This window comes from Chitinophaga arvensicola (assembly GCF_900110835.1).
In the GTDB taxonomy this organism is placed as follows: Bacteria; Bacteroidota; Bacteroidia; order Chitinophagales; family Chitinophagaceae; genus Chitinophaga; species Chitinophaga arvensicola.
Genome location: NZ_FOJG01000002.1, coordinates 1,353,111 through 1,379,494 on the forward strand (window position 1 = coordinate 1,353,111; position 26,384 = coordinate 1,379,494).

At 49.4% G+C, this 26,384-nt stretch carries 20 protein-coding genes; 5 read left to right on the forward strand and 15 right to left on the reverse strand.

Annotated elements, in window-relative coordinates:
- Nucleotides 1-4: 4 nt before the first annotated feature.
- Genes BMW79_RS22825 through BMW79_RS22840 form a run of 4 tightly spaced genes read right to left on the reverse strand, consistent with a single transcriptional unit; the run spans nucleotide 5 to nucleotide 4,990 of the window.
- Nucleotides 5-1,627 (reverse strand): sodium:solute symporter, encoded by a 1,623-nt coding sequence (locus BMW79_RS22825; RefSeq protein ID WP_089898418.1) that lies wholly within the window; start codon nucleotides 1,625-1,627, stop codon nucleotides 5-7.
- The gene (locus BMW79_RS22830) at nucleotides 1,624-2,865 is read right to left on the reverse strand and encodes an enolase C-terminal domain-like protein (protein WP_089898420.1); all 1,242 of its coding nucleotides are present in this window, start codon (nucleotides 2,863-2,865) and stop codon (nucleotides 1,624-1,626) included. Before BMW79_RS22830 ends, BMW79_RS22825 begins: the two co-directional genes overlap by 4 nt.
- A 1-nt stretch (nucleotide 2,866) precedes the next feature.
- Nucleotides 2,867-4,207, reverse strand: coding sequence for an alpha-L-fucosidase (locus BMW79_RS22835; RefSeq protein ID WP_089898422.1), 1,341 nt, complete (start codon nucleotides 4,205-4,207; stop codon nucleotides 2,867-2,869).
- Nucleotides 4,208-4,219: 12 nt separating this feature from the next.
- Nucleotides 4,220-4,990 carry an SDR family NAD(P)-dependent oxidoreductase gene (locus BMW79_RS22840; RefSeq protein WP_089898424.1) on the reverse strand — a complete coding sequence of 257 codons (771 nt, stop codon included), beginning with the start codon at nucleotides 4,988-4,990 and terminating at the stop codon, nucleotides 4,220-4,222.
- A gap of 169 nt (nucleotides 4,991-5,159) precedes the next feature.
- Here BMW79_RS22840 and BMW79_RS22845 point away from each other — a divergent pair, with 169 nt between their 5' ends.
- Complete coding sequence (locus tag BMW79_RS22845; RefSeq protein WP_089898426.1) at nucleotides 5,160-6,038, forward strand: AraC family transcriptional regulator; 879 nt, start codon at nucleotides 5,160-5,162, stop codon at nucleotides 6,036-6,038.
- A gap of 6 nt (nucleotides 6,039-6,044) precedes the next feature.
- Here BMW79_RS22845 and BMW79_RS22850 read toward each other — a convergent pair whose 3' ends face one another.
- The 5 genes from BMW79_RS22850 to BMW79_RS22870 all read right to left on the reverse strand — a co-directional run bounded on the left by BMW79_RS22850 (nucleotide 6,045) and on the right by BMW79_RS22870 (nucleotide 15,508).
- Nucleotides 6,045-7,202: an SGNH/GDSL hydrolase family protein gene (locus BMW79_RS22850; protein WP_089898427.1), complete on the reverse strand. Its 1,158-nt coding sequence runs from the start codon at nucleotides 7,200-7,202 to the stop codon at nucleotides 6,045-6,047.
- The gene (locus tag BMW79_RS22855; RefSeq protein ID WP_089898429.1) at nucleotides 7,199-9,541 is read right to left on the reverse strand and encodes a glycoside hydrolase family 95 protein; all 2,343 of its coding nucleotides are present in this window, start codon (nucleotides 9,539-9,541) and stop codon (nucleotides 7,199-7,201) included. Before BMW79_RS22855 ends, BMW79_RS22850 begins: the two co-directional genes overlap by 4 nt.
- 51 nt (nucleotides 9,542-9,592) lie before the next feature.
- Nucleotides 9,593-11,110: a RagB/SusD family nutrient uptake outer membrane protein gene (locus BMW79_RS22860; protein ID WP_089904117.1), complete on the reverse strand. Its 1,518-nt coding sequence runs from the start codon at nucleotides 11,108-11,110 to the stop codon at nucleotides 9,593-9,595.
- Between the two features lie 10 nt (nucleotides 11,111-11,120).
- Nucleotides 11,121-14,204, reverse strand: a complete 3,084-nt coding sequence (locus BMW79_RS22865) for a SusC/RagA family TonB-linked outer membrane protein (RefSeq protein WP_089898430.1) — start codon at nucleotides 14,202-14,204, stop codon at nucleotides 11,121-11,123.
- Between the two features lie 251 nt (nucleotides 14,205-14,455).
- The gene (locus tag BMW79_RS22870; RefSeq protein WP_143059257.1) at nucleotides 14,456-15,508 is read right to left on the reverse strand and encodes a serine hydrolase domain-containing protein; all 1,053 of its coding nucleotides are present in this window, start codon (nucleotides 15,506-15,508) and stop codon (nucleotides 14,456-14,458) included.
- Between the two features lie 79 nt (nucleotides 15,509-15,587).
- Here BMW79_RS22870 and BMW79_RS22875 point away from each other — a divergent pair, with 79 nt between their 5' ends.
- The 3 genes from BMW79_RS22875 to BMW79_RS22885 all read left to right on the forward strand — a co-directional run bounded on the left by BMW79_RS22875 (nucleotide 15,588) and on the right by BMW79_RS22885 (nucleotide 19,442).
- Nucleotides 15,588-16,235, forward strand: coding sequence for an HAD family hydrolase (locus BMW79_RS22875; RefSeq protein ID WP_089898434.1), 648 nt, complete (start codon nucleotides 15,588-15,590; stop codon nucleotides 16,233-16,235).
- Between the two features lie 401 nt (nucleotides 16,236-16,636).
- Complete coding sequence (locus BMW79_RS22880; protein ID WP_089898436.1) at nucleotides 16,637-18,298, forward strand: lectin; 1,662 nt, start codon at nucleotides 16,637-16,639, stop codon at nucleotides 18,296-18,298.
- A gap of 85 nt (nucleotides 18,299-18,383) precedes the next feature.
- The gene (locus BMW79_RS22885) at nucleotides 18,384-19,442 is read left to right on the forward strand and encodes a glycosyltransferase family 2 protein (protein WP_089898439.1); all 1,059 of its coding nucleotides are present in this window, start codon (nucleotides 18,384-18,386) and stop codon (nucleotides 19,440-19,442) included.
- Here the strand turns inward: BMW79_RS22885 and BMW79_RS22890 are convergent.
- From BMW79_RS22890 to BMW79_RS22900, 3 genes are all read right to left on the reverse strand, one after another.
- Complete coding sequence (locus BMW79_RS22890) at nucleotides 19,411-20,508, reverse strand: glycosyltransferase family 4 protein (protein ID WP_089898441.1); 1,098 nt, start codon at nucleotides 20,506-20,508, stop codon at nucleotides 19,411-19,413. The genes BMW79_RS22885 and BMW79_RS22890 overlap by 32 nt on opposite strands.
- An 11-nt stretch (nucleotides 20,509-20,519) precedes the next feature.
- Nucleotides 20,520-21,695: a glycosyltransferase family 4 protein gene (locus BMW79_RS22895; protein ID WP_089898443.1), complete on the reverse strand. Its 1,176-nt coding sequence runs from the start codon at nucleotides 21,693-21,695 to the stop codon at nucleotides 20,520-20,522.
- Nucleotides 21,696-21,761: 66 nt separating this feature from the next.
- Entirely contained in the window at nucleotides 21,762-22,892 is a 1,131-nt protein-coding gene (locus BMW79_RS22900; protein WP_089898445.1) for a lactonase family protein, read from the reverse strand.
- Nucleotides 22,893-23,087: 195 nt separating this feature from the next.
- On the opposite strand from BMW79_RS22900, the gene msrB reads away from it, so the two are divergent.
- A complete protein-coding gene (msrB, locus tag BMW79_RS22905; RefSeq protein ID WP_089898447.1) occupies nucleotides 23,088-23,603 on the forward strand; it encodes a peptide-methionine (R)-S-oxide reductase MsrB in 516 nt (171 codons plus the stop codon).
- A gap of 2 nt (nucleotides 23,604-23,605) precedes the next feature.
- On the opposite strand, the gene BMW79_RS22910 is transcribed toward msrB, so the two are convergent.
- The 3 genes from BMW79_RS22910 to BMW79_RS22920 form a co-directional block, all read right to left on the reverse strand.
- A complete protein-coding gene (locus BMW79_RS22910) occupies nucleotides 23,606-23,899 on the reverse strand; it encodes an antibiotic biosynthesis monooxygenase family protein (RefSeq protein ID WP_089898449.1) in 294 nt (97 codons plus the stop codon).
- 35 nt (nucleotides 23,900-23,934) lie between these two features.
- On the reverse strand, nucleotides 23,935-25,101 hold the full coding sequence (locus BMW79_RS22915; RefSeq protein WP_089898451.1) for a serine hydrolase domain-containing protein: 1,167 nt from the start codon (nucleotides 25,099-25,101) through the stop codon (nucleotides 23,935-23,937).
- Between the two features lie 84 nt (nucleotides 25,102-25,185).
- Nucleotides 25,186-26,310: a helix-turn-helix domain-containing protein gene (locus BMW79_RS22920; RefSeq protein ID WP_089898453.1), complete on the reverse strand. Its 1,125-nt coding sequence runs from the start codon at nucleotides 26,308-26,310 to the stop codon at nucleotides 25,186-25,188.
- Between the last annotated feature and the right edge of the window lie 74 nt (nucleotides 26,311-26,384).

The window sequence follows — 26,384 nt, forward strand, 5'->3', positions numbered from 1 at the left end:
ATTATTATCGGAACACCCAGTACAATACTGCCATCATCAGCAGTAATACAGTGGATAATACTTTATAGTTGGCCAGTCCGGGCCAGCCTTTCACACGTAAAGGCGCCAGCGGACTTTCCCAGTAAAGGCGGTTGCTTTCAGCGGTATGCTGCATCGGAAACGCAAAAGACAACATCACCTGTAATACCACGCACACTACGAACAGGTAAAACGCCACCATCAGCGGAGGGATATTGATCGGGTATAACTTACCCAGCAGGTATACACCCGCACCCAGTGCGGATCCTATCCACAAGGTATATTGCGCCGCCTGCGAAGAGGCCTTTTTCCAGAATACGCCCAACAGGAACACGCAGGTGATAGGTGGTGCAATATGCGATATCACATCATTAATGCCGTTAAAAAGGCTCTCGTACCTGTTCAGCAGGGGTAGGAGCCCAATCGACAATAAAAGCGCTAAAACGGCCGCAATACGGCCAGTTTTCACGAGTTGTTGATCAGTCGCCTCCGGACGGTTCCTTTTGTACAGGTCATAGCTCACAAGCGTGGCAATGGAGTTGAGTGCGCCGGAGATCTGGCTCATCAGCCCCGACAGCAATGCCGCTACCAGTACGCCCACCAGGCCGGGAGGTACTAGCTTCGTGATCATCACGGAATAGATCCCCTTTGTATGCAGCTGTCCATCGGCCTGCCGCAATACTTCCAGGTCGAGATGGCCCTGTTTGTATAACACGTAGGCGAGTAAACCGGGGAGAATAAAAATGAATACGGGCAACACTTTGATAAAACCACAGAACAAAGCGCCGGTGCGGGCATGGTTTTCATCCTTTGCACCGAGTACGCGCTGCACAATGGTCTGGTCTGCACACCAGTACCAGATACCGATCACGGGATACCCCAGGAACACCGCATACCAGGGCAATCCGCTGGGATCGCCGGATGAATGCAGCATGGAGAGTTTATCCAGTTGCCCGCCGTCCTGCAATACCTGCATCACGGGTTGCCAGCCGCCTACTTTCCACCACGACAACACCGTAATGATCACCGCACCCGTGAGCAGCACAATGGTTTGCACGGCTTCCGTGACCACTACCGCCCGCAGGCCGCCCACAATGGTGTAAGCGCCTGTGACCAATGCAATGGCGATGATGCTGGTAAACATATTGATGCCGAACAACGTTTCCAGCACAATACCACCCGCCAGGAACGAAAAGGCAATATGGATCACTACCGCCGATACCACCGACACCACGGCGAGCCAGTCGCGGCAGGCCCGGTTGTAACGCCGTTCCAGGAAATCCGGCAGGGTGGCCACACCGGAACGGATGTAAAAAGGAATAAAGAATAAGGCCAGGAGAATGAGCGTAAAAGCCGCCATCCATTCGAAGTTACCCGCCAGCAGCCCCGTATCAAATCCGCTCTGGGCAAGACTCACCAGGTGCAGGCAGGAGATATTCGTGGCAAACAACGCCATGCCTATCATGGGCCATTTGAGCGATTTTCCCGCCAGGAAATATTCGCCGGCAGCGGCGCCGTCCTTCTTGCCGGATAGTCCGGCCCAGAAGCCCAGCGCCACAATAAAGGCGATATAGCAAATGCTGATAATTATATCTGTAGTGGAAATCATCCGGCAAAAGTATTAAGGGCCAGCAGGTCACAGCTGCTGCCCGGCGCCTCAGGCGTCTGGTAAAAGCCGTCTGTAATCTGCGCCGGGTGGGTGAAATGCGCACGCAGGTGCGGAATATGTTCCAGGAATAGCGCATCATGCCCCATACCGATATGATTGAACAAAACAAGATGCTGATGCAGTTGTCCCATATCTCCCACATGCGGTACTACGGGCACGCCAAACTTTTTACACAACAGGCTCACGGTAATGAATTCACTGACACCTCCTACCCTTACGGCATCTACCTGTATAAAACCGGCGCAACCGGTTTGCAGGTAATTCTTGAAAATCACTTTATTGGGTACATGTTCGCCCAGTGCCAGTTTCAGCGGGTTCAGGGCGTCGGCCAGCGTTTTATGCGCCAGGATATCATCCGGATGCGTAGGTTCTTCAATCCAGTAAGGTTGAATATCTGCCAGTCTTTTCCCGATAGCAATTGCCTGCGGCAGATTCCATTGCTGGTTGGCATCCACCATTACTTTGATCTGCGGGCCGACAGCATTCCTCACAATATGCGCTCTTCGTATATCCGTGTCCGGGTCTTTGGCGCCCACTTTTAATTTCAATGCTTTAAAACCATTGTCCAATGCGCGTTTGCAGTTGGCTTCCAGTTGTTCATCCGGGTAATTAAACCAGCCGGCAGAAGTATCATAGGCCGGGTAACCCGTGCGCAGTACGCCTTCTCTTGCCGTTCTGGAGGTTTGCATCTCCGTTAACATCTGTATCGCTTCTTCTTTGGAGAGTACTTCTTCGAGATACGACAGGTCGAGGGTATTCACCACCTGTTCAGGTGTGAGATCCAGCAACAGTTTCCACAGCGGCACCTGTTGTTGTTTGGCCCACAGGTCATAACAGGCATTGGTGACCGCAGCCAGCGCCAGGTGTACTACGCCTTTGTGAGGCCCGAGCCAGCGGAACTGCTGCTCGTCCGAGCGCTGCTTAAACCAGTCGCCGAAAGTAGCCATTACTTCGGGGAGTTCCTTTCCTACCAGTTTTTCGCCATAGAACCTGGCTGCTGCGCAAACCAGTTCATTCCCTGCGCCGAGCGTAAAAGCCAGGCCTGTACCGCAATTGCCTTTATCGTCATAGAGGCAGGCTACCGTGTAGGAATATACGGGATTCTGATGCACTGCATCACTACCGGCGCCGCCTGTGAGGGGAAACCGGGCATCTTTAACAACTATCTTCGTGATCATCTTATTTTTTCTTATCGTTTTTTATAGGTGCAATACTGATGGCGGGTTTATCTGTTTCCAATACCACTACGGTATCGTTAGGATCAGGTAATACCGCAGGTAATGGTATGATGAGCTGATCAGCGGTGACAGTCAGCTTTACGGCCCCGCCTTTCAGCAGGTATGCTTTCTTTATTTTCACGCCTGGCAGGGCAGGTATCGTGAGATTCCCTTTGGCGGCCTCAAAAACATGCAGGTATATTTTATTCCCGCTGCGTGTAGCCGCATACGCCGGATTAGGTTCGTAAGGTCCGCCGTGGGTATTGTACACAGCAGCGCCGTACTGCTTTAACCAGCTACCCATTTCTTTTAAACGGACTACCTGTTCCGGTTCTATGGCGCCGTCCGGGCGCGGGCCGATGTTGAATAACAGGTTACCGTTACCACCGGCTACTTTGGCCAGTGTTTCGATACAGGTGCGCAGCGATTTCATTTTATCATTGGGTTTCCAGGCCCATTGTTCGCAGATGGTCATGCAGGTTTCCCAGGGCATGTTCATATTCAGGTCGCCGATCCGTTGCTCAGGCGTATCATAATCACCCAGGAAGGTAGCAGTACCGGAAGCATCGACCCCTGAAAACGCTTTACCCAGGCGGTTATTGATGATCAGGTCCTTTTTCAGCGTTTTAAGATATGCGTACATATCCAGCGCCATTTCTTTGGTCCATACACTTTCCCAGGGACCATCGAACCACAGCATATAAGGATCGTAATTGCTCACGAGTTCTTTCAGCTGGTTTTTCATATAGGCCACATATTTTTCTATATGTGCATTTTTTCGTATACCCGCTCCCGTTGTATCGTAAATATTATCGGTAGGATATTCGGGATGATGCCAGTCGAGCACCGAATAATAAATGCAGAACTGAATGCCATACTTTTTACATGCTTTGGCCAGCAGACCTACTACATCTTTTTTAAAGGGAGTAGCCATGATATTATAATCAGTATAGGCAGATGGCCACAGGCAGAAGCCATCATGGTGCTTCGCGGTGATGACCAGGTATTTCATCCCCGCTTCGCTGGCTGTTTTCACCCATTCATCCGCATTAAATTTCACGGGATTAAACTGCCGGTACAGGGTGTCGTAATCCGCACCGGGCACTTCCCGGTGCCTGGACCAGCCTATTTCCGTACCCCGGAGGGTAACGGGGCCCCAGTGAATGAACATACCGAAACGGAGGTTCATGAACCTGTCCATCACCGCTTTGCTGGTGAGGATGCCCGGCGGCAGTTCCGCATTTGTTTGCGCATGGCCATACAATGCCAGCAGCAGTAAACATAAGGTGGCAATTTTTTTCATTGTTCTGTTCTTTTATAGCGAATGTTTGTATCCCAGTTCAGCGCCGCCACTCACGGGCATAATACAGCCTGTTACGAAACGGGCCTGTTCGGATAACAGGAACGCACATACGTCGGCAATCTCCGTAGCTTCGGGGCAATAGCCGAGTGCATGGATCTGGTCCAGATATTGTTCAATCCTGGCAGGTTCCGGTTGCTCCTGGCTCCACCGGCGCAGCATGGGTGTCCATACTCCTGCGGGTGCTACCGCATTCACGCGGATACCGAAAGGTGCATAGTCCAGCGCCATGGCTTTGGTGAGTGCATTCACCGCGCCTTTGCTGCCGGCATAGGCGGCATGGTTCTCCTGCCCTATGTCTCCTACCATACTGCTGGTATTGAGAATGCAGCCTTTGGTGACCTTCAGGGCAGCGATGCCATAACGGGTGGTGTAATAAATGCCGCGCACATTTACATTCATCACCTGCTCCCATTCGGCTTCCGAGGTTTCGTGCAAAGGTTTCGAGGGACTGGCCACACCTGCGTTATTGTGAATGGCATGGAGTTGTCCGTGGGTTTGAAGCACTTTGCCGATGGCGGCCTGTATATCGTTGCTGTTGTTCAGATCTGCCGACAGGAAGCTATGCGGGGCGCCCAGTTTTTCCTGCAAACGGTGCAATGCTGCTTCATCTTTATCTATCACCGCTACTACTGCACCTTGCTGCGCATATGCTTCCGCACAGGCCTGGCCTATGCCGGAGGCGCCACCTGTAATCAGGACAATTTTGTTTTTCAGTATCATCATGTTTCTTTTTCCGTGGATAATGGATCGTTATTTCATACGTGAAACGGGTGACTGTGCTGCACCTGTTTCCAAAAGTAAGCCGGGAAAAGGTAGATCATCCCGGTGAAATTGACTTAAATCAACACTATTTTGACTTTATTCTTTATTTTAACTATTTTAGTCGGACAATATGAAGCCTCTTTTTGCTATACCGGGCGATAAAGCCCTGGAACAAAGTGTGTACCTGATAAAGGAAATAACACAACCCTTCTTTTCCACGGAATTCCACTTCCACCATGAGTGTCAGCTGGTATACGTAGAAGAAAGTGCGGGACGTCGTATCATTGGCGACAATATCAGTTATTTCGAAAGCGGGGAACTCATCTTTGTAGGATCCGGTACGCCACATGTATGGCACAATGAGCAGAAGTATTTTGAAGGCAAGGATCAACTGCAGGCACGCTCACTGGCGCTGTATATTTCACCGGATCTGCTGCTGGAGCACCTGGCGCCTTTTGTGAATACAGCAGCCGTTAAAACATGGCTCAAAAAGGCACAGCGGGGCATTCAGTTTCACGGAAAGGCCAAAGCGGAGATCTTGGCCCTGATGCGGGAAATGCTGCAACAGCAGGATCTTACACAGACCATCTCCTTTATTACCCTGCTCCAGAAAATGATGACGGCCAAAGAGTACAAACTCCTGGCCGGCACCAATTATGTAAACCTGTATAACGATAAGGATCAGTCCAGGATGGACGATATCTTCAAATATATTTTCCGGCATTTTAAACGGGATATTCCGCTCTCTGAAATTGCCGCCATTGCCGGGATTAATGTCCACTCCTTCTGTCGCTTCTTCAAAAGCCGCACCCAGCAATCTTTCACGCACTTCGTCAATGAACTCAGAATCGGATATGCGTGCAGGTTATTGCAGGAAAAAGAAATGTCGATGGTAGCGTTATCGAATAAGTGCGGGTACCGGAATACCACGCACTTTAACCGTTTCTTCAAAAAAATAAAAGGGAAAACTCCACGGGAATATAAGCGGGAAGTCAGCTCCCTCGATTAAGCTTTATTAGTTCACCAGGAAATTGACCACACGGCATACGGAGGCATCTGCCGGTTTGATCAGCGTAAGTGTGTGCGCACCCGGTTTCAGGTCATCACCCAGGATCAGGAACCAGGGCAGATAGAGACTCTTACTCCACTCCGTCCGCAGATCTTTTTGCTGTACAGCTCCACCATCGATGCGGTATTGAATAACACCTGCATCCGGACCGGACAACGTACTGATACCAATGGTACGGCCTGTAAAAGGATATTCCACACTGGACAAAGCCGTATCGGATACCAGCATCGGCACTTTCACAAATCCTTCCCGGGTACCGGTTTTATCGGAAGGCTCCCATGACTCCACGATGTGAAAGCCTTTCAGCTGGTTGCTTTTATGAATATCACCATAATCACCATTTTCATAATTGCGCGGATCAGCGGCCGGTGGCAGCTTTGCAGACACCAGTTGCTTAGGAACAGGCAATTTAAAATCCTCCTCCAATAACCGTTTAATGGCTTCAAAGTAAAGCTGTTGCCCGAAAGGCGACGGATGCAGGTCTTTAAAATCACCTTCCCAGGTAAATTCCTTTGCATCAATGCGGGTGGTAATTTCCTTCGCGAGATTGATAAACGGCAGGTGGTACTTTTTGGCGAGATCTTCATGCACCTTTACTTCTACCGGCACTTTACCAGCCCGATAATCGGCCATCTTATCAGGATCTACAAAAGCCATCAGCACTATATTCATCTGTGGATTGGCTTTCAGCGCATGGCGGATAATCCCTTCCATAGCCCGGCGCTGCGTTACTTCATTGGTACCATTTACCCGGTCGTTCACAGCGGCTTCCACAAACAACAGGTCTATTTTCCCCTGGCCCAGCACATCATGCTGAAACCGGAACGAATGTGGTAAACTACCGAGCGACGGAATACCGGCATTGATAAACCGGAAGTTGGTATTGTGATATGCTCCCGTCAGGTATTCACATACCTTGTCGCGCCACCCCTTCATATTGGTGATGGAACCACCCAGGAAGGCCACAGTGGCATTTCTGCCACCAGGCTCGATATAATACCTGGCATTATCCAGGTGACCATACCGGGTAATAAATTTATCCTGTGCGGATGTACTAACGGCAATGGCTATACCCATCAGTAAGACTGCAATTTTCCTGATCATATTTTAGTAGGTTGTATCTCCTTAATAGTACCGTTGATTTTTACTTTTACCTTATGGGTTGTAGGACCGCTTATTTTATAACTGGCCACTACGCCATCTTTCCAGGTCATGTCTACCGTATAGTTTCCCCTGGCTTTGAGACCTTTTATGGCGCCGGAAGCTTTCCAGGCATCCGGAAGTGCGGGCAGCAGGTCGATGAAACCTGCATGACTCTGTACCAGCATTTCTGCAATACCGGCCGCGCCGCCATAGTTACCGTCGATCTGGAACGGAGGACCTGCGGAAAAGAGGTTTGGATAGATACCCCCACCAGGGCCATAGTTAATTTCCGTGTTGTACGTAGGCTTGATCAAACCGGAGAATAGTTTAAATGCCCGGTTGCCATCATGCAGTCTTGCCCAGAATAGTTGCTTATAGGCAATGGACCAGCTCGGACCGTCGTCTCCTCTTACTTCCAGTGTTTTTTTACAGGCTTCTGCCAGATCCGGTGTAGTTTCCGGTGTAATCAGCGAAGCCGGATACAGTCCATACAAATGTGAAATGTGCCGGTGGGTAGGCTCTGTTTCCTTGTATTCTTCCAGCCACTCCATTAGGCGGCCATCTTTCGCGATGCGGCCTGCCGGTGGCAGTTGCTTTAACTTATCTTCCAGGGTAGCAATAAATGTGGCATCCTTACCGAGTGTTTTCGCGGCCGTGATCACATTCATAAACAGCTCCCGGATAATCTGGTTATCGATCGTTGGACCATTGCAGATGCTGGCGTGCTGACCATTGGGCAGGTAAAACGAATTCTCCGGGGAAGAAGAAGGCGAAGTGACCAGCCAGCCGGTATGGTCATCCTTTACCAGGATGCTGCTGTAAAAGGCCGCAGATCCTTTCAGTACCGGGTAAATATCTTCGAGGTATTTTTTATCATTGGTAAATGCATAGTGTTCCCAGAGGTTGTTGCATAACCAGCCGGAACCGGATTTGGTAACACCCCAGGAAGCGCTTTCGCCGGGTTCGGTAAAGCCCCATACGTTGGTGATCACGTGGGCTACCCAGCCTTCTGCATTATAGTACGCTTTGGCAGTTCTTTCGCCGGGTTGTACCATTCCCTTTACCAGTGCCGCCAGCGGCAGATTAAGCTCAGAAAGGTTACTCACTTCTACGGGCCAGTGATTCATCTGCACATTTACATCGAGGTGATAATCGCCGTTCCAGGGTGTCTGGATCTGGTTGGCCCATAAGCCCTGTAAATTGGGGGGCAGCAATCCTACGCGGGTACTGCTGATAGTGAGATAGCGGCCGTACTGGTAAAACAGCACCGGCAGTCCGTTATCTGCCGCAGGCGCCTGGTGGAAATTGATAAGGCGCTGATCGGTAGGTACATCAGTAGCGGAAACGCCGCCGAGGTCCATACTAACGCGACGGAATAAACGCTGATAGGCTGCGATGTGTAATTTCTTTTGCTGTGCATAGTTTTGTTTCATGGCGGCAGCCAGCAGCCGCTGTGTTTGCGCGGTATAGCCGGGATTGTTGAAATCCGTAGCGGTAGATACATAGAGGATTGCTTCGGTAGCATTCTTTATCACCAGTGTATCCTTGTCCGTTAGTAATTCACCGCCTTGCAGTTTTGCCTGTACACGGGTCAGGTATTTCATACCGGGGTTAGCGGTACCACTTTTCAATTCACCGGACATCTGCAGTTCTTTGCCTTTCAGTTGTACGGTGGCGCGCTCCGGGCGACTGATACCAATCCTGCAATTCAGCTGGCCGGGTTTGGAGGCAGTTAAGCGGATCACCGCCACATCACCGTTGAAATCGGTGAAGTACTCCCGCGTATAGCCTACACCGTTCACTTCGTAACGGGCAGTGGCTACGGCATCATCTAGCGATAAAGCTCTTTCATAACGGGAAGGGCTATCTTTTTTTGGATAGGCATATTCCAGGGACAGTTCTCCCAGCATCTGGAAGCAGCCGAAAGGCACATCAGCAGATCCCTTGCCGGTGCACACAAACGACTTGTCCATCAATGCCTGTGCTTCATTGTTCTTCCCTTCTTTCAATAACTGGCGGATAGCAGGGAGTTGTTTGTACGCCTCATAATTGTTGGCGTCCTGCGGTGCGCCGGACCAGAGGGTAATATCATTTAAGACAATCTTCTCCCGGTTCACCCCTCCATCAGGAGTCATACCCAGCCGGCCATTTCCCAGCGGGAGCGTTTCCTCCCATATTTTGGCGGGTTTATTATACCAGAGTCTCAGGGGCGATTGCTGTGCAGCCGCTATGGCTGGCCAGATCGCAGCTGCCAATACGATAAGAAGAATGTACCGGAAAGAAGATTGTTGTTGATTCATATGCTTTAGTTACGTACCGTAAAGATAATTTTCTATGAAAAGTTTTTCTGTTTATTTATAGGCCGGGTTCTGAATCAGTACCCCGTTGCTTTTATCTATCTCTGACTGGGGAAGCGGCCATTGATAATATTTATCTTCAAAATGATACGCCACAATCCCATCTTTCACATTATTCAACACCGGACCTGCAATATGCCACCTGCGCAGATCGTAGTAGCGCAGTCCTTCGAAAGCAAGTTCTATGCGTCTTTCATGACGGATACGTTCCCGCATCGCGTCTTTGCTCATCGCCGCAGGGAATTCCGGCATGTTCACCCTGCCCCGTAAATCCTTCATGGCTTTGTACACGCTGGCATCCGGACCATTCAGTTCATTCTGTGCTTCTGCATACATCAGCAATATTTCACCGAGGCGGAACACCACCGCATTTTGCTGGCTCAGGGTAGAAAAGCCAAAAGGAATATTGGCCGGTTCCAGGAACTTCATCACACCATAACCCGTAGGACGGCTGTTGGACGGCGTATGTACTTTACCGTTACCAAAGTCAGGATGATCCACGAATACGGTCTTGGCTAAACGTGGATCCCTGTTCTGAAAAGGCGCTGCGGTATTGGTTAAGGGGGAAACGCCATATGGCAGCCCGTCGGTGCACTCGAACGCATCTACGAAATTCTGCAAGGGACTTGCCACGAGCCAGTCGCCATAATACATATCCCAGGGGGTGGTATTATTTGGCGCGAGGAAGTTAACGGAGAAAATGATTTCCGGGTTGTTTTTTTGCGTGGCATCACGGAAAAGATCTTCAAACTTCGGACTCAGTGTGTAAGAAGCCTGTATGGCCAACGCGAGGTCTCTTACCTGTTTCAGGATTTCGGGATCGGGCGTGCCCGTTTTGCCATAGGCTACAAACAGCAGGATGCGCGCTTTCAAAGCCTGTGCGGAAGTTACCGCCGCATGGCCGCCATTCTGCGGATAGGGCGTAGCATTCAGACTGGCGATACTGAAATCGAGGTCGGTCATCACCTGTTTCAGGATGTCTGCTGCCGGCACTTTCGCCTGGAATTGTGTTTCCAGTGTGAGTGGTTCCAGCACCAGTGGTACGTCGCCGTACATCTGGTATAGCTGCCAGTAGTAGAACGCTCTGAGGAAGCGTACTTCCGCTTCATACTTTTTCTTGTCGGCGTCGGGGAAATCGCTGCCCTGGTAGGCGGCAGACTGTTTCAGGAATTGATTCACCCGGGCAATGGCGGTGTAGCTGTCGTTGTACAACCCGCTGATATAGCCGCCTGTGGATGGACTGATACTACCCGCCACTACTTCCCGGGCGGCGCCGGAATTGTGCTGGGCAAAGCCGTTGTCGGTATAGCAATCCCATACCGGTATCTCCACCGCCCATTCTGCGGCCTGCAGAGAGGCATAGCACGCCGTGAGCGCTTTATCAAAATCTGCCCGCTTCTTCCAGAAGGTGGCAGAAGAAATTTTATCTTCCGGGTTCAGATCCAGACTTTTTGTACAGGCGGTGAACATCAGTCCCAGCAGTACGATGAGGGTATACTTATGCATTTTCATAACCATGGAATTAAAACTTAACATTGATACCAAAAGAATAGATCTTATTCTGCGGATACTGTACAAAACGGCCGCTCTCATATCGTTCCGGGTCCAGGCCCTTGTATTTGGTGGCGGTGAAAAGGTTATCACCGGAGAAATACACGCGCACATTATCGATACCGATCTGACGTGTAACCCTTACCGGTAGTGTGTACCCGAAAGTCAGGTTTTTCAGACGCAGATAAGAGGCATCCTGCAGGTAGTAGGAAGATGCGCGACGCACCCTGTCTGGTGCGTTCCAACCCCAGTAGATCTTCGGCATGGTGGTAGAGTGATTGGTGGGCGTCCAGCGGTCACGCCAGTCGGTAGTGGGCGGTGAACCCTGTACAAACGGAATGGTACCCCAGTCGCTCACAAAAAACTTCACGTTATTTACGCCCTGTGCCATGGCAGAAATATCAAATCCTTTCCACTGTGCGGAGATGCGCAGGGAGTAGTTCATGGCCGGGTAGTTGCCGGACATGATAATACGGTCGTCGTCGTTGATCACACCATCACCGTTCTGGTCCTTGAACTTCAGGTCGCCGGCAACGGTGGCGTCGTTGTATTGTTTGGGAGAATTTTTCACTTCATCTTCCGACTGGAAAATGCCGATCTGTTCCAGCATGTAATAGGCATTGTACTCCTCTCCTTCCTGGCGGATGCGGTAGCCATCTATCTGCCTGGCGCCGTAGCTGACCAGTTTATTTTTATAATGCTCCAATGTACCGCCAATAGTGTAGTTCAGGTCTTTTAAGGCGCCGCGTTGTACCAGGTGATTGTATGCCAGTCCGAGTTCTATACCGGTATTATCCAGCGTACCATTGTTGATAGTTGGCGGTTGCAGCCCTACTGCGCCGGTTACCTGTGCATTGGCTAAAATATCGCTGGTCCTTTTCTTGTACCAGTCGGCCGTTACATTCCATCCTTTGAATACATCGATGTCCAGTCCGATATCAGAGATAGTGGTGGTTTCCCAGCGGATACCCGGATTGGCGAGTTGTTCCTGTGCTACACCGGTATTAAGGGTGGCATCATCGAAGGAATAGTTACCGGTGAAACTGAGAATAGACTGGTAAGGATAGTTACCGATATTCTGGTTGCCGAGTTTACCCCAGCTACCGCGCACTTTCAGGTTATCGAGCCATCCCGGGTGCAGGTTTTTCATAAATGATTCCTCTGTAACGCGCCATGCGGCAGAGAATGACGGGAATGCTGCCCAGCGGGAAGTGGGTGTTAGGCGGGAAGATCCGTCATAACGCAGGTTTGCTTCCAGCAGGTAGCGGTCCTTGAAGTTATAGTTGAACCGTCCGAAGAAAGACATCAGCGCCCAGCCATTTTTGGTACCGTTGGCATATTGAATAGAAGGACTACCGGCATCGAGCTGGCGGAGATCATCTGTCGGGAAGTTCTTACGGGCTGCTTTCAGGTATTGATAAGTGCTGCTTTCGTTATTATATCCCGCCATCAGTTTAAATCCATGACCGCCGAAAGCGCGCTCGTAGTTCAGGTAAGAATAAAGGTTGGTGTAAATATTCTGCTGATCCTGTGTTTCCAGTCCGCCGCCCAGATCCAGTGTGGTCATGAATGCGTTGGTCTTGAAATTATACAGCTGTAATGGCGGGCGGAAATCGTTGTATTTATCAAAGGTAGCATTCACCGCTGCCTTGGTGTACCAGCTAAGGTGTTTGGTGAGTTGTACTTCAAACCATCCCTGCGCATTGATCGCATAGTCGTCGGTGTTATGATTGATTTTTCCGTCGAGCAGTGCAATGGGATTTTTGTTGTTGTATTCAAAATCGTAGGCTTTGTAGGTATACCTGCCGCTGCCATCCGCCAGTTGGGGAGAATAGGTAGGCGCCTGCGACATGGCGGAGAGGAACATATCTTCCGCACCAAAAACGGGGGCTTCTTTCTTACCGGATTTCAGGGCCACGTTGGCGCCGAAGCGGATAGCTTTATTCACCTGTGAGGTAATGTTCAGGCGGGCATTATACTTTTTGTAATTAAAGCCTTTCATGATGCCCTGCTGATCTACATATCCTACAGAGGCATTGTAAGTGGTACCACCACGGCCACCACTAAACGAAATATTATGATTCTGTGTGGGTGCTGTCTGGAAGATGAGACTGAGCCAGTCTGTATTCGGATACAATTTATGATCCGTGGCATTCCGGTAGAGATCTATCTGATCCTGCGGATACAGGCCTGTATTGAGGCCGGAGTTGATGCGGGCTTCATTGTACAACTCCATATATTCGGCGGAATTGGTAATGAGCTTGAATAATTTGGTAGGTTTATAGATGCCGTAGTTGCCATCATATTGTACCACCATTTTACCATCAATACCCTGTTTGGTAGTAACAAGAATAACGCCGTTGGCTGCACGGGCGCCATAGATAGAAGCGGAGGCCGCATCTTTCAGTACAGAGATATTTTCAATATTGTTAGGATTCAGATCGGCCAGTTTGCCTTCCACGCCATCAATGAGTACCAGCGGATCTACGCCGGCGCCGCTGTAGGTGCCTGTTCCACGGATGCGGATCGACATTCCTTCATTGCCGGGTTCACCGGTGCTTTGCACTACCTGCACACCGGCCATGGTACCTTGCAGCATGGCGGCGGGGTTGGTTACGGGCCGGGTAAGCAGGTCGGCGCCTTTCACAGTGGCCACTGCCCCGGTGAGGTTTACTTTTTTCTGTGTGCCGTAACCGATCACGACTACTTCGTCGATGACTTTGGTGTCTGTTTCCATAATAACGTCGATGGACGTACGATTATTAACAGCTACCGTTTGTGATTTAAAACCATAGGCCGACAAGAGCAAGGCGGCGTTGCCGGGAACGGTAATTTTAAAGATCCCTGCCCCGTCGGTAGTGGTACCGTTGGTGGCGCCCTGTACCCGGATAGTGACACCTGGTATGGGATTGCTGCCGTCTTTCACGCGTCCCTGAATAGTAATGGCAGGCGTTTGTGCGTGAGTGGCCTGGAAAAGACACAGGAGGCCAGCTATGAGCGCAAGGAGTGGCAGGCCATGTTTAAATGGCCCCTTTCGTGGAACTGATTGTCGCATTGTGGTTGATTTAAATTTTTCAAAACGTGGATTATCTACCGTGGTAAATAACCCGGGAATCCTTCATTGGCATTACATCAGCTGATAGAAATGTAAGAGATACGTTTAATCGGTGGAATACTACTTTACATGATACGATATCAAAATTAACGGCAGATGCGCTACAACTTCCTATGAAAATTGACTTAAATCAACACTATTTTGACTTTATTTGGGATTTATGGTATTTCAGGCAGACAATATGAGGTCTTTTATTTATTACGGACCAGGGCTCTGATTTTTAAAGAAGTGGCGATAGTGGTCAGGTAGCCGTTGTCGGCGATAAATGTAAAGATAAAGCCGGTGCGTTTCTTTCCCCGGTTGATCCAGGGATGGCTGCCAAAGGCGCCGGGGCTGCTGTTTTCGATGAGTTCACCACCGGGGCCGGTCACATCTCTCCAGTTGCCAATGGCGTAGAAATCTTTGGTACCCAGCCAGGCGGCAGGATAAGGTGTATAGGCAATGGTAGCGTGGGCCGTCTGACTTTCTTCCATGGCGTTAACGGCCGCTTCGCTGAGTACCCTGGTACCATTGGCGGCTACGCCTTTATTCATGAGCATATCGAGGAAACGGATATAATCGTCTGGTGTACTGCGGGCGCCACCACCGATCTGCGGGTTGGCAGTGAGACCAAAGTCGGTATTGACCATCCCACAGGGCGTGAATATTTTCTCTGCGGCCAGTGTTTTCCAGTCCTTCCCTGAAGCCACTTCACAGATGCGGCCAGCCACCTGCATACTTACACCGCCATAGTAAAAGGTGGTGCCCGGGGCATTCAGCAAAGGAACATTTTTAGCAATGCCATCTGCCGCGAGTTGCAGGGTACTCAGTACATTGGATTCGTAGCCCTGTGTAGAATTACCTGGGAAACCGGAAGTATGCGAAAAAAGCTGTGCAATGGTGATATTACCTTTTTGATTAGCTGTGAATACCGGCAGGTATTTGCCTACGCTATCCGAGAGTTTTATTTTCCCTTCGTCCACGAGGCTCATCAGTACAGCGGCCGACAACCATTTGGAGCAGGAGGCGATGAGCTGACGGGTGCTGCCGGTATAACCACCGTAGCCTTTTGAATACACTGCTTTTCCATCTTCATGAATCACCACATAACATTTACCACCGAAGGCAGGCACAGAATCATTCAATACCTGGTCAACGTCGTCGTACCCAACGGCTACGATGGTTTGTGATTCGCTTTTACTGCAGCCTGCCAGCAGGGCAATAGCAATGATAGCGGGCAGGGAATATCGGAAGATGTAGGTCATAACAGTTGTATTCAGCTGTAAGCTAAGCAATAACGTAAACTTATTCAACGTCCTGTTTTTAAATTATATTGCGGCCCTTATGAAATACGAGAATATTTTATTTGACCTGGATGGAACGCTGACAGATCCTAAAATCGGTATTACAAAGTCCGTGCAGTATGCGCTGGCAAAAGCGGGCATTGTAGAACCGGACCTGGACAAACTAATTCCTTTTATAGGACCGCCGCTGCACAAGTCGTTCACCGACCTGTATGGCTTTACGGAAGCACAGGCATGGGATGCCGTGCATGCTTACCGGGAGTATTTCCCTGAAAAAGGCATCTACGAAAATGTGCGTTACGAGGGCATTCCGGAATTGCTCACTGCGCTGCGGGCTCAGGGGCGGCGCTTGTTTGTGGCCACCTCCAAACCCAAGGTATTTGCGGACATTGTGATCCGGCATTTCGAACTGACGCCTTATTTTGAAGCAGTATATGGCAGCGAACTGGATGGTACCCGCACCGATAAAGGAGAACTGATCAGTTACCTGCTTGAAAAAGAACAATTAGACAAAAATGCGACGATTATGATCGGCGATCGCAAGCATGATATTATCGGCGCACATAAGAACCATTTACCGGCGATAGCAGTGGGCTACGGTTACGGCAGTACGCAGGAGTTGCGGGACGCATCTCCGGAATATACGTTCCATACCGTCAGCGAATTGCTGACCGGTTTCCCAGGCTAACCCCTCCGGAAATAATACCACTTTTCCGGCTGCGGGCGATAAAATACCGCACTATTACGGACGGCATTTCCCGCCTGATGACGTAGGTGCGTCTCCCCATTATACAATGCATTTACAATGCAGCCGGCCTACTGGCTATGCAGTCCTGTGGCCGCTGCTGCAACATCACCACACTTGTTTCCGGGACGTATGGATGACGTACTCCGGTTACCCGTTTCTGCGGAAATCTGCAGCAAAAAGCCGACCCTTAATTTAATTATTAGCCCTTTATTAATGCGTTGATTAGTGCCTCTCTGCTTAATTGCACTTGAAAACTTCCACGTATATCCATGGCCCGGCATTATTCTCAGAAAACCAAAAGCAAATCCGATAGTAATTCCTAATCATCAATTATTCCACACATGAAAAACACGTTGCGTCTCCTTTTGGCAACCCTTGTTGCATTGTCTGTTGGCTGCTCTAAAAAAGAAGTCAACAATTCCCTTCAACCACTTGACGGCAAGAAGTCGGGCATCAGCGCCTTCGGCTCTCCAGTCGGCGATGTGGTTGGTAAAATCACAGTAGGCTACCAGGGCTGGTTTGCCGCCAATGGCGATGGCTCTCCTATCAATGCCTGGTGGCATTGGACACAGAACTGGGGCCAGTCCCCCTCTTCCACGAACAACGGTATTAAATCCTGGCCGGATGTAAGAGATTACAGCAGCACCTTTGCTACTTCCTGGGCCAACCTGGGAAATGGACAACCTGCCAAACTGTTCTCCTCTTTCACTGATCAGACAGTCAACACCCACTTCCTCTGGATGCAGCAAAACGGTATAGATGCCGCTGCTTTACAACGCTTTAACCCGAACGGCACCGAAGGCCCGGTTCGTGATGCGATTACCGCCAAAGTAAAAACGGCTGCTGAAAACTATGGCCGGAAGTTTTACATCATGTATGATGTAAGCGGCTGGACCAACATGCAGTCTGAAATCAAAACCGACTGGACCACCAAGATGTCGGCCTACACCTCCTCTTCCGCTTATGCCAAACAAAACGGCAAACCGGTGGTATGTATCTGGGGCTTTGGTTTCAACGACAACAACCATCCCTGGTCAGCTTCCGTATGTCTCGACGTGATCAACTGGTTTAAGAACCAGGGTTGCTACGTGATTGGTGGCGTACCTACCCACTGGCGTACAGAAACCTCCGATTCCAGACCTGGCTTCCTGGCTACCTATTCTGCACTGAACATGATTTCACCATGGATGGTGGGTCGTATCGGAAACGTGAACGACGTAGATAATTTCTACACCAACGTAAACACGCCTGACCAGGCCTATTGCAACAACAATGGCATCGACTATCAACCTTGTGTGCTGCCAGGAGATCTCCAGGAGCACCAGCGTGCGCATGGCGACTTCATGTGGCGCCAGTTCTATAACATGGTACGTGTAGGCGCCCAGGGCATCTACATCTCTATGTTTGATGAATACAATGAAGGTAACCAGATTGCGAAAACAGCAGAAAACTCCTCCTTTATTCCCGTGGGTTCCAACTTCGTTACCCTCGATGAAGACGGTGTAGCATGCTCCGCAGATTACTACCTGCGTTTAACCGGCGATGGTGGTAAAATGCTGAAAGGCCTCATCGGGTTAACAGCTACCCGTCCTACCGCGCCAATAGTAGGTGGTGGCGGTGGTGCGCCTATCGGCCAGACCATCACCCTGAAGAGTTCCAATAACCTGTATGTGTCCAGCGAAAACGCTACGCAGGCTATGAATGCCAATCGCCCTGCAGTGGGTGGTTGGGAACAATTTGCGGTAGTAAGCGCAGGCGGCGGTAAAGTGGCGCTGGTAAACGGCGGCAAATACGTTTGCTCTGAAAACGGTACACAGGCCATGAACTGTAACCGCACAGCCATCGGTCCATGGGAACAGTTCGACTGGATCAGCAACGGCGATGGTACCATTTCCCTGAGAGGCAGCAACGGCAAATATGTTTCCAGTGAAAACGGTACACAGGCCATGACCTGCAACCGTACTACCATCGGTGCTACCGAGAAGTTCCGCGTAAACCAGTAATTCACCTCTTCCTAAATTTATCTATCTTTACTACGGATTTTTAAAGGCAGCGTTAACGCTGCCTTTAATTTTTAGCTACAACAACATGCCTGAACCGTTAGTAAGTATTATTGTTCCTGTATATAACCTGGCACCTTATCTGCCAGCCTGCATTGATTCGTTATTACAACAAACCTATGCGCCGCTGGAAATTATTTTAATCAATGATGCCTCCACCGATTCCTCATTGGAAGTGCTGCAAAACTATCAGCAACAGCACCCCCGGCTACAGGTTTATTCGCAGCCGAACGCAGGTCCGGGACCGGCCAGGAATAACGGAATAGACCGTGCCACCGGGGAATATATCGTATTCCTGGACGGCGACGACTGGTTTGCACCGGAAACAGTGGCTGATTGCATGGAAACCGCGCTGCGGGAAGATGCCGATATTGTTTGCTTTGGCTACCGGCAGATCACTCACCAGGATGGCCAGGAAAAGGAGCTGTACAGGTTTGAATACGATCCGGCCTTTTATACCGACAACGATAATATAGCTGGTGCTTTAGGTGAAAACGGACATAATCCGTCGAAACTGAATACCGCGACGATGGGAAAGTTATACCGGACTTCCCTGCTGAATGAAAACAACATCCGGTTCCGGCTTTCCATCTTTGAAGATTCTCCGTTTATGCTGGAAGCCGTGTTTTATGCCTCCCGGATCCGTGCCGTAAAAGGGGCGCTGTATAATTACTTACTCCGTGATAAATCACTGGCGGAGAAATCTATTACAACCGGCACTTTATCTGCTGAAAAGCTGCAACATTTTTACGCGGCGGATCAACTGATAAAAGAGTTTCTTATTGCTAAAAATATATTTGCCCGCTATGAGGCACTTTATCATAGTTTCCACAACGGCCGGGTTCTCCTGTATGGCGGCTATTTGGATGTGTATGGTAAAGGAGAAAACCGGTATGCCGCCTCCTGGGCTATATTTATTGCAGTACTGAAAGAACACCGGCACAGTATTACCCCCGACAGAAAAGGATTATACCGTGGCTACCGGAAAAGGGTGGTGCCACTTTATTGGGGCGCGAAACTCAGCGCCATCAGCCAAAGGGCAGCCCACCGGTTTTTCAGGATTTATGAGCAAATGCTGGCGCCATAATAGCATCCAGCTTTTTATAATACCCTTCCATATCGAATTCAGCAGCTACCTGCTGATGCAAGGTTTTCGAAGCAGCGGATTCGTTGAATGCCGTTACTATGTTGTCGAAATACACCAACATTTCCGGGTCGTCATACGCCAGTTCCGGCAGCCGGTAAACACCGGGAAAGTGGCGTTTGCCCAGTTCCACGATGGCACCTACGTCAGTACCGATCACCGGTACGCCCATCGACAATGCTTCCAATACCACCAGTCCGAAGCTCTCAAACAAAGAAGGTAAAATCAGCAGGTCGGCCATGCCATAAGCTTCTGCGGCAATGTTATCTATGGATAAACCTGTTTTTACAATGGTATGCGGGATATCAGCAAAGAAGGCGGTATCAGGCGATTCGTTGCAGGCGATCAGCAGTTGCCAGTTATCGGATTTTGCAATAATACCGGCTAACTGCTGCAATGCAGGCAGGCCTTTTTCTCTCACCAGCCGCCCTACAAAGAGTAGTGTGCGACGTGTACCCGGTTTCTTTTCCACCGGGGCAAACCGGGCGGTATCCACACAATTATCCAGCACCACTATTTTATCGGACGGCACCTGGTAATAATCGATCAGGTCCTGTTTTACCTGGGTGGTTACAGCGATCACCTGTTTCGCTATGAGGCAACTCCGCTGCTGCAACGCCGCTATCCGGCTGAGACGTGGATCTGTGCGTCCATAGGCTATTTCCATACAGTGATAGCTACCATGGAGATACGCAAAATCGACCGGATAAAATGGTACAGATTCTCCCTGGGAAATAACTACATGAGAGGAGCGCTTGTACCACCACAGGAAAGCGGAGGCATAGCACGCCAGGTAGATCGTTTTGCGTTTTTTAAAATGCCGGTAACGGAACAGCTGCTGAAAGAGCCGTCCGAACAGTGTATGGTGAATGAGGTATTGTTCGTCAATGATTTTTGAAGGAATGCCTTTTCGCCGGAAATACTCATCCAGAAAGTACACGATCCTCTCTACCCCACCAGCGCTGGATTTCCCATTGAATGAAATGAGGATTGCTTTTTTTACCGCCATGTCCGATTAATTTACTTGCTTATGCCCAAAGCACGATCCAGTTTTTTGTAGGCTTCTTCTTTTGAAAAATGCTTGTGGAAAGAAGCCAGGCTCTGCGCACTTATTTCTTCATACAAAGATTTGTTGGTGAGCAGTTGCTGTATATAATCTGCAAAAAGCTGCGGATCATTGGTGACCAGGCAACCATTGTTGGTTTTATCCGGCAATCCGTCAACCCCGCGATCAGAGCATACTACCGGTAATCCGTGCGACATAGCTTCCACTACTTTCACTTTTACACCGGTGCCGCTCAGCATCGGGCAGATAGAAATTTTTGATTTCAGGTAGTATTCATCCAGGTCGTCCACAAAGCCAATGCGTGTTACATTTTTATAATCGGCCGACACATGTTCGGTGATAGGTCCAATAACACAGATTTTCAGTTGTGGAGATAACAGCGGGTATACTTCCTTAAAAAACCAGGCGGAAGAAACGAGGTTATGCGGATTATCTGTAGCAACGTATACGAGGTCAAATTCCTTTTCACCCAGCGGCTGCACAACGGGCGGCGTATCCATCATCATCGGGATATGTTTTACTTTATCCTTCAGGAATTGCCCGAAGAAATACGTTTCTTCCGGAGAAATGGCCCATACCTGGTCGAATTGTGCTACGCGTCTCAGTTCATCTCCGAGTGCGGCGCCTTTATCAAATCCAACGTCGTTCTGGTGCTGGGAAGCCAGCAGGTCATGCGTATCAATGATGGTAACTGCTTTGCCTACGAGCGGATTATCCCTGATCAGGTCTGCCCAGTAGGCGTAGCTGATAATGATGTAATCATATTGCTCCCGCTTTAACATCGCATCGAACTGCTTACGCAGGTTCAGCGTGGTATGATTGGGAATAGAGCCTTTTACCAGTTTGAGCTTACGTTCAAATAGGATATGCCACAGTTTATAGGAGAAAAAATACTTCACCGGGTTTTTCTTTACCGGTTTTCTTTCCATGACCCAGATATTTTCTGCCAATCCGCTGTTCCGGAATGCCTGAACAGTTTCCGGAGTATATAATCCCCAGACCAGTTTGGTAATAAAATCTACTTTCAGGTCCCGGGCCTTAAAATATTTCAGAAGATTGAGCGCGCGTGTGCGGCTTCCGCTGTTCTTGTCGACAGGATTTAACGGAAAGAAATAGAGTATCCTTTTCAATTGCTGTAATTGTTTTAAAATCAGGCTGTAAAACTAAATCATTTTAGTTTAAAACGGTGCCGGCTGCTAATGGTAGGCCCTGATCTGCAATGAAGAAGGATTCGGTACTTTCACTTCGATTCCGGTGGCCGTCAATAATCCGTTTTCAGGATTTCTTTTAAACACGACAATGTTACCACTGTTCTGATTGGCTACCAGCAGGAATTTGCCGGAAGGGGCTATCGCGAAATTACGTGGATGTTTGCCGAGTGTGGATTGCCGGCCAACTTCACGGAGGGTACCTTTTTTCGCATCAATGGCATATATGAAAATTGTATTGGCATCTTCTCTTGCAGACGCATATAAAAAGCGGCTATCCGGGGAGATATGAATATCGGCGCCGTTATAATCTGCGGCAGGCGCATCCAGATGTGCCTTGATCCGTTGAATCCGGTCCAGTTTGCCGGCTTTGTATTTATACACAGATACCATACCTCCTATTTCCTCTATACAATAAGCCACCGGCAGGGTTGCATGGAAAGTAAGATGTCTTGGGCCGCTGCCGGGAACTGTGGCAGTGAATGGCGGATTGGCCGGTTGCAGCGGCTGTGCGTTGCCGGGCTGGAGTTGATAAGCGCGGATCTTATCTGCGCCCAGATCAGGAAAGAATGCATATTTTCCATCGGGAGAAAACACGGCTGCGTGAATATGTGAGCTTCGTTGTCTTGCCAGGATGCTGCTGTCTTTAAACGGGATCACCTGGCTGGCGGGAGCAATATGTCCGTCGCCATTCAATGAAAAAACAGAAAGACTACCACCGCTGTAGTTAGCGCAGATCAGCCATTTCCCTTGTGGATCCAATCCTACATAAGCGGGGTTATCGCCGCCGCTGTCCTGCCGGTCGAGCAGGGTCAATGTTTCTTTGGTGCTATCGAATGCCAGGCTGCTCACCCCGCCCACATTGGGGGTTTGTGCTTCCGAGCAGGTGTAAATATATTTCCCGTCGGGTGATATGGTGAGAAAAGAAGGATTCAGGATGCCACTGGTAGCGGATACCCGTTGCAGATCGCCGGTGGCATCATTAAAACGGAACAGGTACACGCCCTCTTTTTCTTTATCGCGATTATAGCTGCCTACAAAGAGATAGTGCTGTTGTGCCTGTGCTGCGAGTCCGGCAAAGAGCGCCAGGGCGGAAGCAAAAAATAATTTACGGAACAATGGGCAATGATTTAAGCGTGAAGGTATCCTGCAAGATAGTTATCTCCCGAAAAAAAAGTAAGAAAACAGGAGATTTTAGTGACGGCCGGTGTAAGGAATCCGTTATTCTTCCGTCTGATAGATAGCCGCCTTTTATTACGGATATAAAGCGGTAATTTTAGGGTATCTTATTATTCACTATTTTTATTCAGAGCGATGAGAATAATATTTTTTTTAACACTGCTGCTGGCGACACAGATTGCCTGTCATAGCCAGAACAGTACCAAACAAGCGCCAGTGAAAAATCCATATTACTCCAGAACGGACACAAAGAAACTGCATATCACCAACGCAGAATGGAAGAAGGTATTGCCGCCCGACCTGTATGCGGTAGCCAGAGAAGCAGCCACAGAAAGGGCTTTTACGGGAAAATACTGGGATGCAGACACCAAAGGCAGCTACTATTGCGCCGTTTGCGGTAACCCTTTGTTCAGATCGGACGCCAAATTTGCAAGCAGCTGCGGCTGGCCCAGCTTCTTTGAACCGTTAAAAGCGAACAGCGTGGTTTACAAGGAAGATAATTCCCTGGGCATGCAACGGACAGAAGTAGAGTGCGAACGTTGCGGTTCCCATCTCGGGCACATTTTTGATGACGGTCCCGCTCCCACACACAAACGGTTTTGTATGAATTCCATCTCACTGGACTTTGAACCCGATCCGGGCGCGCATTGACATTATTCCGTGATAGCAGTGTAATGCTGCACAAGCGGAAAAGGATCATAAAACGCATGTAATAACTCTTTCCACCGCTGGTAGGCCTCCGACTGGCGGAAGCCAATAGTATGGTCTTCCAGCGTTTCCCAGTTCACCAACAGGATATACCGACCCGGCTGCTCTACACATTTCTGCAGCTGATGGCCGGCATATCCTTTACTACTGCTGATAATTTCCCGGGCTACCCGGAAATTGGCTTCAAACTGCGCTTCCTGCCCTGCAATTACGTCCAGTACAGCTACTTCTAAAATCATCGGATTGTTTTTCCGGGTAAGATACAACCCGTTCCTCAGCGAAGGAAATGATCCAGGAAAGCGGCGCCGAAATCAGACCCTCTCAGGGTGTTATTCAGGTTTCTCCGGAAAGGGTTATACATCCCGATACCCGGCAGCGGTTGCACAATATGATAGAAAGGCCGGGAGAGATCCTGGGAATTTGCCAATACAATGAAAGTCAGGTCCTTTGCCGGAATTTTCACCAGCAAGGCAGAATAACCCGACCACCAGCCGGTATGCCAGATTACCTTCACCCCTTTGTAATATTTTACATACCAGCCCAGTCCGTATTGGATCTTTTTACCTTTTGGGGTAACGTAGGGCGTAAAGATCTTTTGCCAGGTGCTGTCGGCCAGGAACCGGCCTTCATCAATAGCCGTGGAATATACTGCCAGATCAGACACGCTGCTCATAATACCCGCTGCCGGACCAAAGGCATAGGAGAACTTCACCGTTTGAAATTGCTTGTTTTTCCAATCGTAAGGTTTGGCTGTATGTTGCAGAAAAGCAGTTTTGTCAAAACCCGTTAAAGCGAAGTTCACGCTATCGTCGGTACTTGGGGCGGTATGAGTGAGCGCGAGCGGTGTAAGGATCTGTTGTATCAGCAACTCCCCGAAGGTATGTCCGGATGATTGTTCGATCACTTTCCCCAACTCCTGATACCAGCCGCCGTTGTACCGGAATTTATAACCGGGTTTGTAGCTGTTAAACATAGTGCCCATGGCGGTATGTGTGAGCAGGTGTTTTACTTTGATCCGTGGATCGCTCCCCCAGCGGGCGCCCAGGTTAATACCGTATTTCCCGATCGGATCGTCGAGACTTACCTTTCCTGCCTGCACCTGTTGCATCAGGATAATAGATCCGAAGGTTTTGGTGACGGAAGCGATCTGGTAGATGGTGTTTTCATCGGGAACGATCTTCTTTTCCAGATCCGCGTAGCCGAAGCCTTTGGCCCAGACGAGTTTTTTTTCATTGACGATACCCACAGAAAGACCGGGAATATGGTAGCGTTCCTGCAGGTGCGCTATTTTCTTTTCAAGATCCGTCAGGCGGACGGCAGTTAAACTGGTATCGCCGGATTTCACCGGCAGGTTTGCGTTGCCCGGTTTTGAAGTGCGACAGGCGAACGAAATCAGCGTGACTAAAAAAAGCAATGATAATGGGTAAAAGCGACGTGGCATGTGGGTTTATTTTTACGTTACAAACCTCTTCATTTAGCAGCCATCCACCTACTCAGATCCTGATTTGAGGGATCATAAAGTGGGTTATTTATCCAGTGGCGGTACGCTTTTCCTGTAGGCGGAGGGCGACATACCGGTGAGTTGTTTAAACACCCGTTGAAAAGTGGCGGGAGAACTAAAACCACAATCGTATGCGATGCCGGCAAAAGTGAGCTGACCAGCTTCCTCCTGTAGTAATTTCTCCTTAAATAAATCTACCCGATAGCTGTTTACAAACTCATTGAAGTTTTTATGCGCGTGCTGATTCAATACGGCCGAAATTGTTTTAGGCGGCAGGCCGGTGTGCTGCGCCACCATTTGCAGGGTCAGGGCGGTATTCAGGTACAGCAAATCTTCCTCCATGGCTTTTTTCAATAGGGCCAGGGCCGGTATGACCGTTGTTTCCGGAAGCACGGTTTCTGTTTTCTTATCGGATACCAGTTCTTTATAGGAAATAATATACCCCTTGATACCCAGCCAGTAGATCAGGACGGTAATTGGTATATATAAGGGATACCAGTCGAAGGTATCCAGCATCATGTCGGTGTAGCGGGGAATGACGTAAGGCACGAGGTACACCAGCCAGAGCAGCGAGAAGCCGGCAAATGCCAGGATCAGCTGCTGTGCCCACTGCAGCCTGTGGTTCGGCTGAAGGGTACGTTTGTATGCTGTCACGTATCTGAAAGACAGCCCCGTGTACACGGCCATTGACATCCAGCGGGGAATATCTGCGTAAATGTTGTAAGTATCCATGAAAATACCCCAGGGCTGTGGATGATTTTTCAGCAAACCGGTGAGTACGCCCACCACAAAAATAATTCCGGTCAGTGGGGCGCCGAAATCAATGATCATTGTGCTTAGCTGCCACCATTGGCTTTTCCCCAACTTAAAATCCGGGTTTAGCATAGACTGGATATAAAAATACAGGAGAGGGCCTACCGGCATTACGGTAATCAATGGGAGCAACTGTGTAATGAAATTGAGCCAGGGAGAATGAAACCAGTCATAAAAAGCGCCACAGAGTGAAAAACTGGCCATGGTCAGCAAAAAAATAAGCGCTGCCAGCAGGCGGTTACTTTGGCGGTGGCGGGTGCTAAAAAAAAGCAGGCCACTGACAATGAATCCCTGTATAACACCGAGTAAAATAATGGTCTGAAGAAAGCGCTCCATAGTATCAATTCCATGACAAAATAAGTGAAAAAAAATTCCTACCCGCCTCAACCGAATATAAATTAAGTTGTTTA

Coding starts and splice junctions, on each gene's coding strand:
- BMW79_RS22825 (WP_089898418.1), bottom strand. CDS start 1,627: ATGATTTCCACTACAGATATAATTATCAGCATTTGCTATATCGCCTTT.
- BMW79_RS22830 (WP_089898420.1), bottom strand. CDS start 2,865: ATGATCACGAAGATAGTTGTTAAAGATGCCCGGTTTCCCCTCACAGGC.
- BMW79_RS22835 (WP_089898422.1), bottom strand. CDS start 4,207: ATGAAAAAAATTGCCACCTTATGTTTACTGCTGCTGGCATTGTATGGC.
- BMW79_RS22840 (WP_089898424.1), bottom strand. CDS start 4,990: ATGATGATACTGAAAAACAAAATTGTCCTGATTACAGGTGGCGCCTCC.
- BMW79_RS22845 (WP_089898426.1), top strand. CDS start 5,160: ATGAAGCCTCTTTTTGCTATACCGGGCGATAAAGCCCTGGAACAAAGT.
- BMW79_RS22850 (WP_089898427.1), bottom strand. CDS start 7,202: ATGATCAGGAAAATTGCAGTCTTACTGATGGGTATAGCCATTGCCGTT.
- BMW79_RS22855 (WP_089898429.1), bottom strand. CDS start 9,541: ATGAATCAACAACAATCTTCTTTCCGGTACATTCTTCTTATCGTATTG.
- BMW79_RS22860 (WP_089904117.1), bottom strand. CDS start 11,110: ATGAAAATGCATAAGTATACCCTCATCGTACTGCTGGGACTGATGTTC.
- BMW79_RS22865 (WP_089898430.1), bottom strand. CDS start 14,204: ATGCGACAATCAGTTCCACGAAAGGGGCCATTTAAACATGGCCTGCCA.
- BMW79_RS22870 (WP_143059257.1), bottom strand. CDS start 15,508: ATGACCTACATCTTCCGATATTCCCTGCCCGCTATCATTGCTATTGCC.
- BMW79_RS22875 (WP_089898434.1), top strand. CDS start 15,588: ATGAAATACGAGAATATTTTATTTGACCTGGATGGAACGCTGACAGAT.
- BMW79_RS22880 (WP_089898436.1), top strand. CDS start 16,637: ATGAAAAACACGTTGCGTCTCCTTTTGGCAACCCTTGTTGCATTGTCT.
- BMW79_RS22885 (WP_089898439.1), top strand. CDS start 18,384: ATGCCTGAACCGTTAGTAAGTATTATTGTTCCTGTATATAACCTGGCA.
- BMW79_RS22890 (WP_089898441.1), bottom strand. CDS start 20,508: ATGGCGGTAAAAAAAGCAATCCTCATTTCATTCAATGGGAAATCCAGC.
- msrB (WP_089898447.1), top strand. CDS start 23,088: ATGAGAATAATATTTTTTTTAACACTGCTGCTGGCGACACAGATTGCC.
- BMW79_RS22910 (WP_089898449.1), bottom strand. CDS start 23,899: ATGATTTTAGAAGTAGCTGTACTGGACGTAATTGCAGGGCAGGAAGCG.
- BMW79_RS22915 (WP_089898451.1), bottom strand. CDS start 25,101: ATGCCACGTCGCTTTTACCCATTATCATTGCTTTTTTTAGTCACGCTG.
- BMW79_RS22920 (WP_089898453.1), bottom strand. CDS start 26,310: ATGGAGCGCTTTCTTCAGACCATTATTTTACTCGGTGTTATACAGGGA.